Source organism: Ochrobactrum sp. PL_is501, assembly GCF_055816895.1.
On record NZ_JBVPGR010000040.1, the window covers coordinates 141681 to 160199 of the forward strand.

Annotated in this window: 18 protein-coding genes and 1 other RNA gene; 8 read left to right on the forward strand and 11 right to left on the reverse strand. The window is 56.8% G+C overall.

The features are described from left to right. The first annotated feature begins 16 nt into the window (after nt 1-16). Together serB and AC0TOF_RS20215 are read left to right on the forward strand one after the other, a co-directional pair. A complete protein-coding gene (serB, locus tag AC0TOF_RS20210; protein ID WP_473769581.1) occupies nt 17-916 on the forward strand; it encodes a phosphoserine phosphatase SerB in 900 nt (299 codons plus the stop codon). Beyond that, nucleotides 913-1455 carry a GNAT family N-acetyltransferase gene (locus AC0TOF_RS20215; RefSeq protein ID WP_473769582.1) on the forward strand — a complete coding sequence of 181 codons (543 nt, stop codon included), beginning with the start codon at nt 913-915 and terminating at the stop codon, nt 1453-1455. Before serB ends, AC0TOF_RS20215 begins: the two co-directional genes overlap by 4 nt. On the opposite strand, the gene AC0TOF_RS20220 is transcribed toward AC0TOF_RS20215, so the two are convergent. The 8 genes from AC0TOF_RS20220 to AC0TOF_RS20255 all read right to left on the reverse strand — a co-directional run bounded on the left by AC0TOF_RS20220 (nt 1443) and on the right by AC0TOF_RS20255 (nt 8627). Continuing rightward, nucleotides 1443-2621, reverse strand: a complete 1179-nt coding sequence (locus tag AC0TOF_RS20220; RefSeq protein WP_473769583.1) for a BaiN/RdsA family NAD(P)/FAD-dependent oxidoreductase — start codon at nt 2619-2621, stop codon at nt 1443-1445. The two genes, AC0TOF_RS20215 and AC0TOF_RS20220, sit on opposite strands and share 13 nt — an antisense overlap. 199 nt (nt 2622-2820) lie before the next feature. After that, nucleotides 2821-4383: a Do family serine endopeptidase gene (locus tag AC0TOF_RS20225; protein ID WP_473769584.1), complete on the reverse strand. Its 1563-nt coding sequence runs from the start codon at nt 4381-4383 to the stop codon at nt 2821-2823. Nucleotides 4384-4518: 135 nt separating this feature from the next. Next, nucleotides 4519-4704, reverse strand: a complete 186-nt coding sequence (locus tag AC0TOF_RS20230; protein ID WP_006467185.1) for a DUF2065 domain-containing protein — start codon at nt 4702-4704, stop codon at nt 4519-4521. 18 nt (nt 4705-4722) lie between these two features. Beyond that, the gene (hflC, locus tag AC0TOF_RS20235) at nt 4723-5625 is read right to left on the reverse strand and encodes a protease modulator HflC (RefSeq protein WP_122000448.1); all 903 of its coding nucleotides are present in this window, start codon (nt 5623-5625) and stop codon (nt 4723-4725) included. Then, a complete protein-coding gene (gene hflK / locus AC0TOF_RS20240) occupies nt 5625-6767 on the reverse strand; it encodes an FtsH protease activity modulator HflK (RefSeq protein ID WP_122000447.1) in 1143 nt (380 codons plus the stop codon). The genes hflC and hflK overlap by 1 nt, the downstream gene beginning before the upstream one ends. Nucleotides 6768-6893: 126 nt before the next feature. Beyond that, entirely contained in the window at nt 6894-7418 is a 525-nt protein-coding gene (locus AC0TOF_RS20245; RefSeq protein WP_473769585.1) for a dihydrofolate reductase, read from the reverse strand. Between the two features lie 9 nt (nt 7419-7427). After that, nucleotides 7428-8222, reverse strand: coding sequence for a thymidylate synthase (locus tag AC0TOF_RS20250; RefSeq protein WP_122000445.1), 795 nt, complete (start codon nt 8220-8222; stop codon nt 7428-7430). Nucleotides 8223-8315: 93 nt separating this feature from the next. Beyond that, nucleotides 8316-8627 (reverse strand): DUF2853 family protein, encoded by a 312-nt coding sequence (locus AC0TOF_RS20255; protein ID WP_473769586.1) that lies wholly within the window; start codon nt 8625-8627, stop codon nt 8316-8318. 185 nt (nt 8628-8812) lie between these two features. Between AC0TOF_RS20255 and ssrA the strand changes: the two genes are divergently transcribed. Continuing rightward, nucleotides 8813-9180: a transfer-messenger RNA gene (gene ssrA / locus AC0TOF_RS20260) on the forward strand. A 16-nt stretch (nt 9181-9196) separates the two neighbouring features. On the opposite strand, the gene AC0TOF_RS20265 is transcribed toward ssrA, so the two are convergent. Then, nucleotides 9197-10408 carry a multidrug effflux MFS transporter gene (locus tag AC0TOF_RS20265; protein WP_122000443.1) on the reverse strand — a complete coding sequence of 404 codons (1212 nt, stop codon included), beginning with the start codon at nt 10406-10408 and terminating at the stop codon, nt 9197-9199. A 294-nt stretch (nt 10409-10702) separates the two neighbouring features. Between AC0TOF_RS20265 and AC0TOF_RS20270 the strand changes: the two genes are divergently transcribed. The 5 genes from AC0TOF_RS20270 (at nt 10703) to AC0TOF_RS20290 (ending at nt 13094) form a co-directional block, all read left to right on the forward strand. Next, nucleotides 10703-11398, forward strand: a complete 696-nt coding sequence (locus AC0TOF_RS20270; protein WP_473769587.1) for a TetR/AcrR family transcriptional regulator — start codon at nt 10703-10705, stop codon at nt 11396-11398. Between the two features lie 140 nt (nt 11399-11538). Continuing rightward, the gene (locus tag AC0TOF_RS20275) at nt 11539-12120 is read left to right on the forward strand and encodes an SspB family protein (RefSeq protein WP_473769588.1); all 582 of its coding nucleotides are present in this window, start codon (nt 11539-11541) and stop codon (nt 12118-12120) included. 134 nt (nt 12121-12254) lie between these two features. Next, complete coding sequence (locus AC0TOF_RS20280) at nt 12255-12431, forward strand: hypothetical protein (RefSeq protein ID WP_473769589.1); 177 nt, start codon at nt 12255-12257, stop codon at nt 12429-12431. A 229-nt stretch (nt 12432-12660) separates the two neighbouring features. Further along, on the forward strand, nt 12661-12861 hold the full coding sequence (locus tag AC0TOF_RS20285) for a DUF4169 family protein (RefSeq protein ID WP_473769590.1): 201 nt from the start codon (nt 12661-12663) through the stop codon (nt 12859-12861). Beyond that, entirely contained in the window at nt 12858-13094 is a 237-nt protein-coding gene (locus tag AC0TOF_RS20290) for a ribbon-helix-helix domain-containing protein (RefSeq protein WP_473769591.1), read from the forward strand. Before AC0TOF_RS20285 ends, AC0TOF_RS20290 begins: the two co-directional genes overlap by 4 nt. Here the strand turns inward: AC0TOF_RS20290 and AC0TOF_RS20295 are convergent. Both AC0TOF_RS20295 and AC0TOF_RS20300 read right to left on the reverse strand, forming a co-directional pair. After that, nucleotides 13085-16918 (reverse strand): AsmA family protein, encoded by a 3834-nt coding sequence (locus AC0TOF_RS20295; RefSeq protein WP_473769592.1) that lies wholly within the window; start codon nt 16916-16918, stop codon nt 13085-13087. The two genes, AC0TOF_RS20290 and AC0TOF_RS20295, sit on opposite strands and share 10 nt — an antisense overlap. A 185-nt stretch (nt 16919-17103) precedes the next feature. Further along, nucleotides 17104-18513, reverse strand: coding sequence for an FAD-binding oxidoreductase (locus AC0TOF_RS20300; RefSeq protein ID WP_473769593.1), 1410 nt, complete (start codon nt 18511-18513; stop codon nt 17104-17106). Nucleotides 18514-18519: the final 6 nt, after the last annotated feature.

Consider the following 18519-nt stretch of genomic DNA (forward strand, 5'->3'; position numbering starts at 1 on the left):
GCCGGAATTGCTCTCCATGTCCCAACAGGTTTCTCTCGTCGCCACCTTGATTGCCAATCCGGTCAAGGCTTCGCTCGCATCAGCGCTTGGGATTAAAGCCTCAACCGCGGTGAATGCAACCGGGCTATACTGGCTGGCCGATGACATCGCCTGCGACATTCCGCTTCCATCGGGAATCAGCAGTGAAGAAGCCGAAGCCCTTCTGCGTGATACGCTGGATGGCGCGCCAGTCGATGTGGTGGTGCAGGAACAGGAGCGTCGGCGCAAGAAGATTCTCATTGCCGACATGGATTCCACAATGATCCAGCAGGAATGCATCGACGAACTGGCGGAAGAAGCCGGTCTGCGCGAACATGTGGCAGCGATTACCGCGCGCGCCATGAATGGCGAAATTGCATTCGAACCGGCCTTGCGCGAACGGGTAGCCCTCTTGAAAGGCCTGCCGCTTTCCGTCATCGACAAGGTCATTTCGACCCGTATCACGCTGATGCCCGGCGGGCCGGAACTCGTGCGCACCATGCGCAAACACGGCGCTTACACGGCGCTTGTGTCTGGCGGCTTTACCTCTTTCACCCAGCGCATTGCCGAAATGATCGGCTTCAACGAAGAGCGCGCAAACAGGCTGGTCGATGATGGCGTACATCTGACCGGCCTGGTTACGGAACCCATTCTCGGTCGCGAGGCCAAGGTGGAGAAGCTCGTGGAAATCGCTGATCGTCTGGGCCTTACACCGGACGATGCGATTGCGGTGGGTGACGGTGCGAACGATCTCGGCATGATCCAGCTTGCGGGAACCGGCGTTGCACTTCATGCAAAACCAGCCGTGGCAGCGCAGGCCCGGATGCGGGTTGACCATGGCGACCTGACCGCCCTCCTCTATATTCAGGGCTACCGAAAAACGGACTTCGTTCAATGATCATTCTGGAAACGCCACGCCTCATCATCCGAAACTGGGAAGATCGCGACCGTAACCTGTTCCATGTCATCAATTCCGACGAAGAGGTGATGCGCTTCTTTCCATTTCGGAGGAACCGCACGCAATCGGATGAATTGTTCGACCGCCTCCAGAAGATGATTTCTGAAACGGGTCTCGGCTTCTATGCGCTGGAAGAAAAGGAAAGCGGTCAGTGCATCGGCTTTGCCGGTCTTGCTCGTACCGATCTTGAACCTCATTTACCGAACGGCACCGTAGAAATCGGCTGGCGGCTGGCCACTCCCTTTTGGGGCAAGGGCTATGTAACCGAAGCGGGCAGAGCGCTGATCGACTACGCTTTCGGAACCCTCGGCCTGCCGGAAGTCGTTTCCTTCGCCGTCCATAATAACGAGCGGTCTACCGCCGTTATGCAGCGCATCGGCATGACCCGTGATCCGGCAAGCGATTTTGATCATCCTCGCGTGCCGGATGAAACTCCGAATTTAAAACGCCATGTGGTCTATCGCATTCAAGCGGCTTGACCGGCAACCCAGCCGGAAGACCAGGCCCACTGGAAGTTATAACCGCCCAGCCAGCCGGTAACATCCACCACCTCGCCAATGAAAAACAGGCCGGGAACGGATTTGGCTTCCATGGTCTTGGAGTCGAGTTCACGCGTATCGACCCCTCCGAGCGTAACTTCTGCGGTGCGATAACCTTCGGAACCGGCAGGCTTGATGCGCCAGTCGTTTATTCCTGCCTCGACACGGCGGAACATCTTGTCGGACATATCGGCCAGATGGCCTGTTGCGCCCATATCCTCAGCAATGGTTTGCGCCAGTTTTCTTGGAAGATAAATGGCCAGCGCAGTCTGTAATGCCTGCTTGCCGTTTTGCTTGCGCTGCTCGCGCAGTGCTTCGAAAATGTCCGTTTCCGGCAGCATCGTAATGCGGATTTCATCCCCTTCGCGCCAATAGGAAGAAATCTGCAGGATAGAAGGGCCACTGATGCCCCGATGCGTGAACAGCATAGCCTCGGCGAATTTCGTTTTCCCGCAGGCGACAACCGCATCGACGGCAACACCGGCGAGCGGTTTCAGCCGTTCCAGCGTGTTGGGCTCGAACGTCAGCGGCACCAGTGCCGGTCGCGTTTCGACAATCCGCAATCCGAACTGGTTTGCGATATCGTAACCAAAGCCTGTCGCCCCCATCTTCGGGATGGATTTTCCGCCACAGGCCACAACCAGCGAACGGCAACGAACCGGCCCGTCCGCAAGCTGGAGAGTAAAACCATGTGCAGTCTTCTCAATCGAACTGACGCTGCAACCAAGCTTAAGTCGCGCACCATGGCGCTTCATTTCCCCCAGCAGCATTTCAATTATCTGCAATGCCGAACCATCGCAGAAGAGTTGTCCCAGCGTCTTTTCGTGATAGGCGATGCGATAGCGCTCAACCAGTGCAATGAAATCGCGCTGTGTATAGCGGCTCAGGGCCGAGATACAGAAATGCGGGTTCTGCGAAAGATAATTCTTCGGACTTGCATGAAGATTGGTGAAATTGCAGCGTCCACCACCCGATATGCGGATTTTCTCACCGGCTGCTTTTGCATGGTCAACGACCAGCACGGAACGCCCGCGTTTTGCAGCTTCGATGGCACACATCATGCCCGCTGCACCAGCGCCTATGACCACGATATCGATTGTTTCCAATTCACCCTACTCCGAATGGCGCCGGTCCATAGCACACCGGAGACTGATGAAACAGAAGGCTTTGCCATTTCGAACAGCGAATGAGAATTACCGGAATCTCTTTGTGCGGTTCCGGTGCCAAGTGATTCAAGCCGCAAAACAAAACGGCATCGCAGCTTTCCCTGCAATGCCGTTTCCGCGATGCGCGTAAAACTCGGGATCAATTGATCCGGACGGTTACAAAACGCAGTTCGCCCGAACGGGAGGCCAGCATCAGAAGGGCATTCTTGCGCCCTTCGCGGCGCAGTGCATCAATGCGCTTTTTCACGTCGTCCGGCGTCTTCACCGTAACCTGACCGATATCGACAATGACATCACCGGTTTCGATACGCTTTTCACCCGCAGCGGAACCGGGAGAAACATAAAGAACCGCAACTCCCTCCACATCTTCGGCAATACCGAACTCACCGCGAACATCGTCGTTCAGTTCGCTGAGTTTCATTCCGAGCACACTTGGGCCAGCCTCGCTCTTCTGTTCCTTTTTCGGGGTATCCGGCGTTTCCACGCCTTCATCACCGCCCTCACCTTCAGGAAGCGGAGCCTGATCTTCCGTTGCAGCTTCGGTGCTCTTGTCGTCCTCGACCAGACGCCCGAGCTTGACCTTCACCGTCTTTTCCTCGCCCTGGCGAACCACGACGATCTCGACTTCCCTGCCGACCGGGGTTTCTGCAACCAGTCGCGGCAGATCGCGGGCGGTATTGACCGGCTTGCCTTCATACCGGATTACGACGTCGCCCGCTTCAATGGCCTTGTTGTCGACGCCGGAGTTTTCGATCAATCCGGCGATCAGCGCGCCTTTTGCTTCCTTCAGCCCCAGGCTCTGGGCAATATCCTCGGTAACGGGCTGGATGCGCACACCGAGCCAGCCGCGGCGAACCTCGCCGAACTCCTTCAGCTGATCGATAACGCCGACCGCCATTTCCGCCGGGATGGCAAAGCCGATACCGATGGAACCTCCCGATGGCGAGATAATCGCCGTGTTGATGCCGATCACCTTGCCGTCCATATCGAACAGCGGACCACCGGAATTGCCCCGGTTGATTGCCGCGTCGGTCTGGATGAAATCATCGTAGGGACCCGAATTGATGTCGCGCTTGCGGGCGGAGATAATACCAGCCGTCACCGTTCCACCGAGACCAAAGGGATTGCCAATCGCGAGCACCCAGTCGCCAATCCGCGCCTTTTCCGAATTGCCGAATTGAACAGCCTTCAACTTGTGCTTGGTTGGGTCAACCTTGAGGATCGCCAGATCGGTCTTGATATCTTTTCCAACCAGTTCCGCTTTCAGCTTGGAACCGTCGTTGAAATTGACTTCAATTTCGTCCGCATCTGCAATGACGTGATTATTGGTGACGACGAAGCCCTTTTCGGCATCGATGACAAAGCCGGAACCCAACGACTGCACTTTGCGCGATTCGTCGCCCTGCACGCCGCCCTTGTCACCGAAGAAATCCTTGAAATATTCCTGGAACGGGGAACCTTCAGGCACCTGGGGCATCGGAACCGCGCCGTCGCCTTCACCATCTTCCTTGACGGTCTGCGAAGTTGAAATGTTCACGACCGCATCAAGCAGCCCTTCGGCGAGATCAGCGACGGAAGCAGGCCCTTGAGCCGCGATTGCCGGAGGCATCCCCATCGAAAGAGTGCCGCCGACTGTCATCGCCCCCAATGCCACGGTTGCGAAAAGGGTGCGAGCAAATCCCGCCTTTGGTGCAATTGCCATGAAGCCCTGCTCCGTTCCTGTCTGCTTGCAGTCGATTAATTAGCGATAGATGTACTAAAGCTTGATCGCTGCAAAATACGGCCTGTTTACGGCCTCGCATAGACTGCGGACAATAAATAACGGAGGGAAAGCGGCTTATCCCCTGACAAGCCAGACAATGCCGACCCCGATTGCAAGTGCTGCAATCCCGGCAATACGCAACATGTTTTCCGGCGTCTCGCTTGCCTCACGGGCAAGCTTCTTCGCCAGAGAAGGAAAGCCGCCGTAGAGCAGCCCTTCGAGAACGAAGAGAAGACCTACGGCGGCTAAAAAATCGCTCATGAGCGTTTGCCCCGGTTGTTACTGGGCAGGCGTTGCCAGCCTGCCGCCAGCGTCCCGGAAGAACTTGAAGAACTCCGAGTCCGGTGAGAGAACCAGCGTTGTATCCGGCGTCTCAAGCGCCTCACGATAGGCAGACATCGAACGGTAGAAGGCGAAGAAGCCCGGGTCCTTGCCTGCGGAGCGTGCGAAGATTTCGCTGCGCTGAGCATCGCCTTCACCGCGCAGGATTTCCGATTCCTTGCGCGCTTCGGCGATCGTTTCGACGACCTGACGGTCGGCCACGGCGCGGATGCGCTGGGCGGCCTCACGGCCACGGGCGCGCAGGCGCTCCGCCTCGGCCAGACGTTCCGCCTTCATGCGATCATAGGTCTGCTGCGAGACTTCCGCCGTCAGATCGGTACGACGGATACGCACATCGGCAATGGTCAGGCCAAGCGACGTCGCATCAGGACGCAGCTGGTCGCGCACTTCGCGCATCATGTCGCCACGCTCTTCCGAAAGTGCTGCTTCAAAGCCGCGCTGGCCGTAAACGCCGCGCAATGCAGCATCGAGACGCGTGCGCAGACGCTGCTCGGCAAGGAGCGTGCTGCCCGAAACGGTCTCACGGAACTTGCGGGCATCGGTGATGCGGTAGACGAGGAACGCATCGACGTCATAGAACTTGCCGCCCGAAACCTGGACGCGAATATCGTCCAGATCGAAGCGCAGCAGACGATCATCGATCAGCTGCACAGTGTCAGCGTCCAGGAAGCCGAAAGGCAGCTTGAAGTAGATACCCGGTTCTGTCTTCACATCAACGATCTGACCGAAACGAAGCACGATAGCCTGTTGGCGCTCGGATACGATGAACGTGGCGGAATAGAGCAGGAAAGCGATGACGGCGATGATTCCGCCAATGATTGGGAGCCTGTTCTGGGCCATTACTGGTTACCTCCGCTCGGGGTCGTCGTAGTCGCATTCACACCGGGGCGTGGCTGGCGCATGAGCTCATTCAGCGGCAGATAAGGCACGACATCCTTTCCGGGTTCGACAATAACTTTCTTGGTACTCTTCAGCACCTGTTCCATGGTTTCGAGGAACAGACGATTGCGCGTGACTTCAGGCGCCTTCTGGTATTCACCCAGAACCGAGCTGAAACGCTGCGCCTCACCTTCGGCGTCCTGAACGACGCGGTTCTTGTATGCGGCGGCTTCTTCGCGAAGCTGCGCTGCTTCACCGCGAGCCTGACCGAGCTTCTGGTTCGAATACTGGTTCGACTCTTCGACGAAACGATCTTCGTCCTGTTCGGCGCGCTGCACTTCATCGAAAGCATCGGCCACTTCACGCGGCGGCGCAGCATCTTCGATCGATACGGCATTGATCTGGATACCGGCCTTGTAGGCGTCGAGCGTCTGCTGGACAATGTCGCGAACGCTTGATGCGATAGCCGAGCGGTTATCACGGAAAACATCCTGAGCCGGACGGCGACCGACGATTTCGCGGATCGCGCTTTCAGAAACCTGCTGCACCATCGCATCGGGATTATCGACGTTGAACAGATATGCCTGCGGGTCGGAGACGCGGTAAAGAACCGAGAACTGAACATTGACGATGTTCTGGTCACCCGTCAGCATCAGGCCCTGCGTTGCGCCCCGGTTCCCTTGTCCGCCAATGTTGATCTGCTTCTCGACGATCTGCGCCTTTTCATAGGTTTCGATCGGCCACCAATGGAAATGCAGGCCCGGTTCGGACACTTCTTCCTTCGGCTTGCCAAAGCGCAACTCGACGGCGAGTTCGTCCGGCTGCACGGTATAGATCGACTGGAAAAGCCAGAAGCCGACAACGGCCGCACCGATCAGGAACAGAACGCCCCGATTGCTACCGCCTTTGCCACCGCCGCCGGGAAAGACCTGCTTCAGACGGTCTTGGCCCTTGCGCAGAATATCCTCGAGATCAGGTGGAGTGTTCTGGCCGCCGCCACGAGGACCTTTCGGTCCTTGTCCCCATGGGCCACCATTGTTGTTGTTATTATCGCCGCCGCCGCCCCACGGGCCGCCGCCACCATTCTGGTTACTCCAGGGCATTCTCACCTCTCGTCCAGGCGACGGGAAAGCGAGCTGCCCACTCCCGTCATCAACTAATGTTTCCGTTTTATAGGCATCGGGAGATCCGCTTTCAACGCGAAGACGACAAAATTCGTGAACTATGCTTTACACAGCACGTTTTTCGTACACGAAATAGCGCGTTGGGTGGCTGTCCTTGTCTCCAGCGGGCACGTCCTCCTGTGAAACGACCTGCCAGACTTGCGGATCGATTTCCGGAAAATGTGTATCTCCATCAATGTTGGCGAGAACACGCGTCAGATGAATTCTGTCCGCGAGCGGAAAAGCCTGCGCATAAATGTTTCCGCCACCTATGATGCAAACTTCCCCGTCCCCCATGTCAGCAGCCTGTCTTTGTCCAAGCGCTATCGCCTCATCAAGAGAACCGACAGTGCTCGCACCTTCAACCTGAAATTCGTTGTTCCTCGACACCACGATATTGGGCCGTCCCGGCAAGGGCCGGCCAATAGATTCCCATGTCCGCCGCCCCATGATGACAGGCTTGCCGAGCGTCAGCGCCTTGAAGCGCTTGAGATCGGTCGACAGCCGCCACGGCATATCATTATCACGTCCAATGACGCCATTTTCAGCGGCAGCAACAATGATCGATACAATCGGCTTGTGTGCGGACATGATGGACCCTCAAACCGCAATCGGAGCTTTGATCGTCGGATCAGCCTCGTAGCCTTCAAGCCGGAAATCCTCGAACCGGAAGGCAAAAAGATCCTTCACCTCGGGATTGATCCACATTGTCGGCAGTTTCTTTGGCGTGCGAGTGAGCTGCAGGCGCGCCTGATCGAAATGATTGGCGTAAATATGCGCATCACCCAGCGTGTGCACGAATTCGCCCGGTTTCAGACCTGCCACCTGCGCGATCATCATCGTCAGCAACGCATAGGACGCGATGTTAAACGGCACGCCCAGGAAAATATCAGCCGAGCGCTGATAAAGCTGGCAGGAGAGTTTTCCGTCAGCGACATAGAACTGGAAGAGACAGTGGCATGGCGGCAATGCCATTTCATCGACCAGCGCCGGGTTCCACGCCGATACGATCAGGCGCCGCGAATTGGGATTTCCATGCAGCATCTTCAGAAGGTTCGCGATCTGATCGATGTGACGACCGTCCGGCGCAGGCCAGGAGCGCCATTGATAACCATAAACCGGCCCGAGATCGCCGTTCTCGTCTGCCCATTCATCCCAGATCGAGACGCCATTTTCCTTCAGATAGGCGATGTTCGTGTCGCCTTTCAGAAACCAGAGCAGCTCATGGATGATCGACCGGAGATGAAGCTTCTTGGTGGTGAGAACCGGAAACCCCTCTTCCAGATTGAAGCGCATCTGATATCCGAAAACCGACCGCGTGCCCGTCCCTGTGCGGTCGCCACGGTCGACACCGTTATCGAGCACATGTTTTAAAAGATCGAGATAGGTGCGCATGGGGATATCCAGAATCCGATTCGGTTGAGCCCACTATAAAGAAAAACCCCGGCGTCGGGCACCGGGGCTTTGAATTCACCAGATCGCTGTGGATCAAAGGCTGCCGAGTTTTCCGAGCTGCTTGGCAACCAGGTAATAGAAGGTGACGCGATTCTTGTTGCGGTCGTCCTTCATGACTTCAGCAACATGGGCCACGACCTCGTCGCCCTTGGCTTCATCGTCAACGCCAAGTTTCTTGGCGACCCAATTGGTGCGGACGCGCTTCATTTCTTCCGGGTCGGTTGCCGAAACGAGCGAGGAATCGCGATTGCGCAGCGCAATACCAAGGTGCTTGACGATCTTGTCGACAACAGCCTCATCGGCAGCGGCATCATAACGACGGACATCCGCGAGATATTCACTCATATATCCACTCTCCTTCGATTGGGGTCAGTCCCCGTTTCAGCTCACGGAAATCGGCTCAGTCGAAATCTCGCTTACCGCCCCCGATATCTTGTGAGGATTGACCAGCAAATGCGGGCTGTCAATGAAAAATGAACAGGGAATAGGAAGGACGAGAATATCAGCAATACCCGTTAAAAACTGCGCCCCCTCTTCCAATCCCGATCAACCGCGCCTATATACGGCATGTCGGCGCAAGCCGACTATGGTGATAAACGGACGGTGTAATAAACCTATTGGACCCGGGGGCGGTACCCGGCGCCTCCACCAGAATACAGATCAGCCTATCGGTTTGTATTGTGGCGGGGGCGAAACAGGATCGACAAGGGTGTAAAGATCGCTCTTTTACTCGGCATGATACCACCGTTATCGGGTCAATTGAGTAGTTGCAAATGACAACAAAGCTCAGGGTTATGCTCTCGCTGCCTAATGGCGGTGCGGGAAACCCACTCTAAAGTCCTTAGGGTTAGCCCCTTAAGGCGGGGTTCGGAGGCACCTGGCAACAGAAGCCTCCACTTTCCCTTTCATACCATTTATGCAGCCGCAGCTTCCGTATCGAGGTCGTTCGCCTTGCGCGATAGAACGATCTGCGTCAGCACGAAGGCCGTCAGTGCACAACCGGCAATTCCTCCGACCATCGGCAGAGCCGTTCCATCGAAAAACGAACCGGTTACGCCAATCGCCGTGCCGCCAATCACGAAATGCAGTGTTCCCATCAGCGCGGATGCAGTCCCTGCAATTTCACCGTGATCCTCAAGTGCCAGAACCGCTGTTGTCGGGATGACAAGCCCGAGGAAGCCATATCCCACGAACAGGAAACCGGCGATCAGCCAAAGCGACTGGTGCCCCATGAGGGCGGCGGCGAACATGGCGAGCATCGCCGCTGCAAATCCGGAAACCGCAAATCGCATGACACGGCGAAGGCCGAAGCGCGATCCCAGCCAGCCGTTCAATTGCGAAACGCCGAAGAAAGATACGGCATTGGCCGAGAAAGCGATGGCGTACTGCGTCGGCGTCAGGCCGTAATGGTCGATAAGCACGAAGGACGAATTGGCGAGATAGACGAAGAAGGACGCAATCCCGAAACCGCCGACAAAAACCAGCCCGAGAAAGTAACGATCTTTCAGCAGGCGGCCATAGCCGCGCAAGGCGCTGCCCAGATTGCTTTCAAGGCGTGCTTCTGCGGTTCTTGTCTCCTTCTGCGCGGTCGCCACCAGAACGATACCGATAGCCGCCGCCACCAGAACAGCCCAGAAGACACCCCGCCAGCCGAAGAAGCTGATGATGACCGAGCCGGTCAATGGTGCCAGAATCGGCGAAATGGAGAATACCAGCATCAGAAGCGACATGAGACGCGCCGCCTCGATGCCGGTGTGAAGGTCACGCACCACCGCACGCGGAATGACCATGCCCGCAGCAGCGCCCAGCCCCTGCACAAAACGGAAAAGCACGAGCACATCTATATCGGTCGCGACAGCGGAACCGATGCTGCCGATACCGAACAGCACCAAGCCGCCATAGAGCGGGAGCTTACGTCCGACCATGTCGGACAGCGGCCCACAGAACAACTGCGCTATGGCGAGCGCAATGAAAAAGGCGAGAAGGCTCATCTGAACCGCCCCTGTTTCCGCATGCAAGTCGGCGGCAATGGTGGGCAAAGCGGGCAGATACATATCGATCGCAAATGGGCCAATGGCGGAAAGAAGGCCAAGAACAATGGCATTGCGCACAAGACTGGAAGCCATGGGGGACGCGCTTTCATCAATGTTTCGTGAGTTTCCCGCACCGATTTCGGATCTCCGGTTTTGCTTGGGAGGATGGCGCCATCGGGCTCGCAAAACCGGCACAGGACAGGTAAGTACTTGTATTCGCTTCGAGGTTTCGCTTTCTCTGTATGAAGCAAGCCCATTTTGGGTTGTGGGCCACATTCGAAAACTCGGCAGCGAAAGGCATTCTATACGGAAGGTCAAAACAGTTTTGACACTGTTGTCAAATTAGACACCATTGTCCAAAACGTCAAGCTATCTTATGTTGGAGTTATGAAACCTACTGACATTATCGACATCGCCGTCCTGCCCGAGAAGCGCGCCGTATCCGAAAAGGGCCTGAACTCCACGGCAATCAAGCCTGGACAGTGCATGAAGCGCGACTGCATTTTGTGTTCCGCAGCGCGCGTTTTCAATCGCGACGGGTTTCAAGGCGCGAGCATAGACCTCATTGCCACCGAAGCGGGGGTGTCGCGCCAGACCATCTATAATCACTACCGCGACAAGGAAGCGCTGCTAGCCGCCGTCATCGAGGACGCGCTGGCGCGCATGAATGCGAGCCTGTTCGCGGTTCTGGCCACATTTCCCCAGACCGGCGACAATCTGGAGCATGATCTGGTGGCATTCTCCATTCGCATGAGCCGGAACTGCATCTACGATTCGTCCGGCGCGTTTCTGCGCAAGTTAATGCAGGCAAATGAGACCAACCTGCCGATTGCCACCAGTATTTGCAATACGAAAGGCCCGGCACAGGCTATCCCCGCGATAGCGGCGCGTCTGGCCCGCCTTGCAATGGATGGCCATCTTCACGTTGACGACCCCGACTTGGCAGCGCGCCATTTCCTGGCTCTGATCAATGCCGACACGCACTGTCACATGCTGACCGGCCAGAGCATCGATGATGCAATCATCGAGAAAAGTGCGGTCAACGGGGTGCGCACATTCCTGATGGCTTTTGGGCGGCGATAGTTTTTCGCCGCCTTTCGTGTTCAAAAATTGCACATCTTTCTGCCAAGGGCATCAACCTGTCGCATTTTCGGGTCATATATCATCGCATCCCGCGAGAACGAACTTGACATCGACCTCCGAATCCGTGGGATAAGCAAACCATGGTACAGGACCTAATCCGTTACGATATTCTCGCTCAGGAAGCCCTACGCGGCGTCATTCGCAAGGTTCTTGCGGAGGTGGCCAAGGCTGGACTGCCGGGCAATCACCATTTCTTCATCACGTTCCTCACCGGAGCGCCCGGCGTGCGCATTTCCACGCGCCTGAAGGAGAAATATCCAGAGCAGATGACAATCGTATTGCAGCATCAGTTCTGGGACATGCATGTGACGGATCAATTATTCGAAGTTGGCCTGTCCTTCGGCGATATTCCGGAAAAGTTGACTGTTCCGTTTTCGGCGGTCCGCGGCTTTTATGATCCGTCCGTCAATTTCGAACTCGAATTTGATGTCGCGGTCGCGCAGCCCGAAAGCGACAACGACGAAGGCAGCAACATTGCTCCTATAGACATCGTTCCGACGGAAGTACCTGTAGAGAAGGCAGAGAAGCCCAAATCGAAGTCGCGCAAGACCGCAGCAGAAAAAGAAGCCTCCGCATCCAAAGACAGCAATGCAGATGAGGCCGACAAGGAAGCCAAGCCTTCTGCCGACGTGGTTTCGCTGGATGCGTTCCGGAAGAAGTAACCGGGCTTCGCGCATATCCCTCTGAAGAATCTGACGACGGTCCGGCTGCTATTCTGTTGACTACAATCAATGGTGAAAACCAGGCAGGCGTTTTATACTCTGGTCTGACGGCAACCAGTTCAGGATCAAGCTCGATGATTCGTATGATCGCTCAGGCAGTCTTGTGGATAAGCGGCATCGTTGCAGCCTTCTTTGTGGCGAAGGACGAACCGAATTTTCCTCTTCTGCAAATGACCGTGGGGCTTATACTTCTTGTCCTGGTCTCCCTCGCGATCTGGTGGTTCACCAATCCGAGGAATCCGCAGAAATAGTGCCAGCCTAATGCATGTCTCCCGAAAGTGGGAACCGCCTTCGCGGGGAAATCCGTCCACTGGGCTGATTTCTGATCCCCCTACGATGAGATAAAGACATGCATGAAAACAAAAACTTAAAGCGTGTCATATGACGACGATAAAACGCGACACGCTTTAATACGCACTTGCGGAACTTGACCGAAACACGGTAATTTTCGGAAGATCTTCAACGTCTCCGCATGGTTCCATGAGCGATATTGTCAACCTACGGCAGTTCAAAAAGCAGAAAGCCCGCGCTGAAAAAGAGAAGCAGGCCGACCAGAACCGCGTTCTTTTCGGCCGTACGAAATCTGAAAAGAGTTTCGCACAGGCAGAGATGACAAAAGCGCAGCGTTTTCTGGATCAGAACCGTCTGGAAAAAAGCGACACGCCGGACGAAACGAAGTGAACCCGTCAGGACGTCTACGCAAGCATTCCGTCAGCATTCGCGGCCACGCGACCAGCTATACGCTTGAAGACCCCTTCTTTGAGTTGATCGAGCAAATTGCAGCCACCCGGAAGCTTTCTGTTGCAGCCTTGATTGCCGAAATCGATAGCAGCCGTGACAGGTCGATCAACCTGTCTTCCGCACTCAGACTTCATGTCCTCGACTGGCTGAAATCCAGAATAGCTCAAGGCTGAGGTGCCGGAGCAACCGGTGCTGGCTCCAGACTTTTCAGAAATTCGTTCAGAGATTGTCCACCCTCAGGCGATGTGAGGGGAGCATTCGTCCCTCCCGCGGGAGCGGCTTGCGGCTTCTGCGCCTCAAGTTGTTTCGCTTCCTCGGCTGCCTGCCGAGCCACTTCACGCCCCTTTGCTTCAGAGCGGCGCCTTGCCTCTTCCTCGCGCTGCAAGCGGTCGCGTTCCGCTTGGTTTGCCTCAAAAAGCCCGAGCTGGCGGCGAAGACGCTGCTTCTCCATAAGGCTGGCCTGCATGGATTCAACACGCTCCTGCTCGCGTTCAAGCGCACGCTGGGTCAGGAACTGGATCAGGGGCTGCTTGTCGAATGTCGCCTCCGGCGCGCTATAGGTGCCACCGAGGGAAAAGGCCAGCTGCGGTGCGATGCCGGTTTCGGCGCCCTCATCGCTTTTGAACGTCAATGTACCGTTTCCGCCGATTGCGAGCGTCGACAGGTCGAATTGCAGATCGCTGAGAAGCGCTGCATTGCCATCGCTCAGATTGGCTGCTGCCATACGCGCGACACCGCCACTGACTGTAAAGTCAAATCGTGAATTACCCGGCGCGAACGTACCCTGCCCTGTGGCCCTGTCGGCAATACCGACAAATTGCCTGGAAGCGAGCTTGTCAGGATCAGAGGACTGATCGCCCGTCGCATCAGCTGCCGCGATCATGGGGGGCAATGCCGTTCCGTCCAGGCCATTGACGACAAAATTCTCCACGTCGAAACTTGCGGTTCCTGCCAGCGATCCGACCAGCGTGGCAACGCTCTCGCCACTGCCATTCAGATTGACGGTGGCCTTTACGACACCACCAAGCGGAACAACGCCGTTCTCCGGTCGATAAAAATCCTTAAGGTCAGCGCCGCTCCACTTCAATTCTGTCGAGAGAAGCGCATTCTTGTCGCTGTTGCTCAAAGAGACATTGCCGACGAGATACCCGCCTGCCCAATTGCCCGTCAGTTCGTTCAACTGAAGGCCGTCCATGGTCTTCACGAGCCGTGTTGAAAAATCCGTTGCAGTCCCGAAACCGTCCATATGCGCCTGGGCAACGTTGAGCTTCACATCCAGCAGCAATGGCAGGGACGAACGAACCGCAAATGCACCACGCGGCCAGATCGTCTTTGCGGTGGGCTTTGACGGCTCGAATGCATCCTGTCCGAGCATGATCGCGGCAAGACTGTCGACCTCAAGCGTGGCGAGCTTTGCTTCGCCTTTGAGCTGCGGCAGACCGCTATCGGCAAAATTAGCTTCCAGTCGCGCCGACACCTCTTCTCCGTCAAGCTTTCCTGCCAGATTGGGAAACCGCAAGATACCTTTCGCAAACTGGAAGTCGCTGGCAAGGTCCGCCGAAAGCCCCTCGCCAAATCCAGGCAGCGCAAAACCTGCCGTCGCGATAAAAGGTTGCAGATCAGCCGACCTCAGTTGAACCTTGCCGCTGGCGGCAATGTCCCCGCCAACCAGCGAAATCACACCGTCAGCCATGGCTGAACCGTCAGGCGCCGTCAGTTTGAGGAGTGTCCGCATACCTGCGCTCGGTGCGCCTTGCATGCTCAGATCTGCCGTAAGTTCACCCGCAAGCCCCAGCGGCAGGGCAGGTAAACCAATCAATGCAAGCACCGCTTCGCCTTGTTCCGATGTCGCGGTACCGTTCAATTGCATCTGTAGTGGTTCGCTCTCACCTTCGCCACCGCTCGCCGTCCCCGACAGGTCCAGCTTCATCCCGCCTGTTTTGCCCGTCACGCTGAATGAAAATTCGCCGACACCGGGAGGATTTTTGACTTTCGCCTCGGCGGGACGGTCGCTCTTGCCCTTGGATGCAGGATTTTTTGCAGACCCCTTGGCCACTGGCACGGAAGGCGAAACCGCGTTGGCGATTACATTAATTTCGCTATCTTCGAACAATCCGGGGAAATTGGCTGCACGCATCGAAAGTGCGTGGAATAGCGGCAGTTGCGGATAGCGATTGGCCATCACCGAGAGGAACCGCGAAAGGTCAGCAGACAGAATGGTCGCGTCGAGCGAACCGGACGGCGTATTGGCAAAAGGCTCGTAAGTGCCGGTTGCAGTCAGTGTCGTACTCGCCACATCACCAATCATCAGCCGGTCGAAATCGAAGCGTCCGTCATGCAGCCTGAGCGCCATGTCGACATTGCCAGCCTCCATGTCCTGATACCAGACTGGCCCCGCCTTGAATGCCAGGTTCAGCGACTGACCATCAAGCAGACCGAGGCCGTCATCGCTGGAGAAAAACCCTGTAAAGGCTTGCAGCGCTTCGCTTTCCACCGTGCCGCCATTGAGGGCGAGCGTGATCGCAGGCTGTGCTAGCCCCTTCACTTCGCGAACGAAAGAGCCTTTGAGCGTTGTCTTCCCCAAGGCGATTTCGAGATTATCGATCCGCTGCATCCCGTCGCGAAGCTCGACCTGTCCGGAGAAGCCCGCGCCGTCCAACTTGCGCACGGAATCATCAACAGTCTCGTTGAGCCAGCTTGCAAGGCCCGAAGGTTGGCGCGAGGCCACAAGCATATCGCCCTTGAAACCAAAATCCTTGCCAACAGAAAGCGTCCCTTTGGCTTCAACTTTGGTCCGCCCCGGAAGGTCGGCAGCAAACTGACGAATATTCCAGTTCTTTCCATCAGGTTCCGCACTCACCGTCACCGAGCGTATCGTTGTTCCGCCCGCAATAACCGCTGGCAGGCGCAAATCCACATTGCCGGGTATGGTTGGAATGGGCAGCTGCTCGAGAACCCTCTGCGCGATTGCAATACGGTCGGCTACCGGCATGGCAGAAGCGGCTTGATCTTCACTGACGGCTTCGTTCGGTCCCCAGAACAGCTGCTGCCCGTCGGCGCTGATTTCGAAACGCGGCTTGTCGCCGTAATCGATGAATGCCTTACCATTCACCACATAAGGATTGTCAGTGGGGCCCTGCTCCATGCGGAATTCGCTGGCATCGAAGCGGCTGCGATCCGCCTTGAATTTTCCGGTCACACGAAGGCCGCTGAAAAAGGGCGTTTCCGCCGGGGCTTTCTGATCCTTGCCTGTTCTGGCAACCACGTCGGAAGAGCGGAGCGAAAAGTCACCAGCATAATCGAGCCGACCTTCCGTCACGCTCACATCGCCATCGGTCTCAAACGAGGCCGGGATTGTCTCCGGCGAAATGCGCGCGCGCAGGCGCAGCGCCCCGTCCGGCTTCGCCTCGCCGCTCGAAAGGTCGATTGCCAGTTTTTCGCCTTGCAGAACGAGACTTCCATTTGCCTGCCAAGGGCCTGCAAGACTGTTTGCGGAGATCACGGCGTTGAGTTCGGTGGCAGTGTGAGTGCGGCCGCTTGCCTCTTCACGGAGCGCAATGGTTCCATCCTTGACGGAAAGCCGCTCCAGCTTGATTTTCGTTGGATCGAGCGGTGTCGACGGACGAATTGCCCAATCCACCTTACCGCTTTTGTCGAGCGAAATCGTCGCCTTCGGACGATCAACTCGCATATCGAAAATCAGAAGCTGGCCGCGCAGGAACGGCATCAGCTCGGCATCCATCGAAAACGTATCGACGGTCATCACCGGATGAGCCGCATCAGCCCCGACACGCACGTCCGAGAATGCAACCGAGGGAAACGGCAGAAGGCGTGCGCTAACGTCACCGGCGACCTTGACGGGACGTCCAAGAACCCGGCTAGCCTCCCGTTCGAAATCGGCTCGATAGCCGCTCCAGTCAACAAAAGGCGGCACGACAAGTGCTGCCGTCAACAGCAGCACGAAAAGCCCGCCGACGATGACGAATATGCGGCCCAAGAACCAGCTCCGATCAAACAGATTGCAAGTTAGCGTGAAACAAAGGGTGAATCACGCTGTCTTTATCTGCGCAACATAACGGCATCGATCCGGCGACAACAAGGCAAATTGCATCCCGGCCACGCCGATATGCACGCCTGCCTGAATCAAACTCTCGGCAAAGCCTCCCAAGCGGCTGATTTGAATCACGAAATCAGTATTTTGCTGGGGTTCATGATGTTGTCGGGATCGAGCGCTTTTTTGATGGCGCGCATGTAGTCCGTCGCCTCGCCAAGCTCCATGACAAGATACTTCATCTTGCCCTGCCCGATGCCGTGCTCGCCGGTGCAGGTGCCCTCCATTGCAATGGCGCGCTTGGCGAGCCGATCCATGAAGGCTTCCGCCCGCTCCATTTCCGACGCATCGTCCGTATCGAGCAGCAAAAGAAGATGGAAATTACCATCCCCCACATGCCCGACGATCGGTGCAATAAGACCGGCCTCGGCAAGGTCCTTTTCCGTCTCGCCGATGCAGTCGGCAAGGCGCGAAATCGGCACACATACATCGGTCGAAACGCCCTTGCAGCCCGGCCTCAGCAGGAAGGATGCAAGATAGGCGTCGTGACGCGCGCGCCAGAGCCTGTCGCGCTCCTCTGCATCATGCGTCCACCGGAAATCGCCGCCGCCATTGCCCGCGGTGATTTCCCCGAACAGTTCCGCCTGCTCGGCAACGCCGCTTTCCGTGCCGTGGAATTCCACGAACAGATAGGGTTGCGCCTCGTAAGGCAGTTTGGAATGGAGGATCAGCGCCTGCATCTGAAGCGTGTTCACAAGCTCGATGCGTGCAACGGGAATGCCCATCTGGATTGTTTCGATCACCGTTCGGCACGCCGAATCCACATCCGGGAAAGGACAGATACCGCCGGAAATCGCCTGCGGGATTCCCTGCAATTTCAATGTCAGTTCGGTGATGATGCCAAGCGTTCCCTCTGCCCCAACCAGCAGTCTCGTGAGATCGTAGCCCGCAGCCGTCTTCTTCACGCGCTTGGAGGTCTCGATCAGGCGTCCGTCCGGCATCACGGCTTTCAACGCCAGCACGTTTTCGCGCATGGTCCCATAGCGCACCGCATTCGTACCGGAGGCACGCGTGGAAGCCATGCCGCCCAGCGTTGCATTGGCGCCCGGATCGATAGGGAAAAACAGCCCGGTATCGCGCAGATATTCATTCAGTTCCCGACGCGTAACGCCTGGCTCCACCACGCAATCGAGATCTTCCGCATGCACGGCAATCACCCTGTTCATGCGCGTGAGATCAAGAGACACGCCGCCAGCGGGCGCGTTCACCTGCCCTTCGAGCGACGATCCCGCGCCAAAGGCGATAACCGGAACACGGTGCTCGGCACAAATGCGGACGACATCCTGCACTTCCTGCGCGGTCTCGGCGAAGATGACGATGTCGGGCGCCTGCGTCGGCACATAGGTGGTCGTGTGACCGTGCTGCTCGCGGATAGCCTGACCGGTTTGCGCACGTTCACCGAAACGCTGCTTGAGAATATTTACCGCTGCTGCAATACCGTTCTCATTGCGGGCGAGCGCAACAACATTTTCAAGCGACATCGTTCA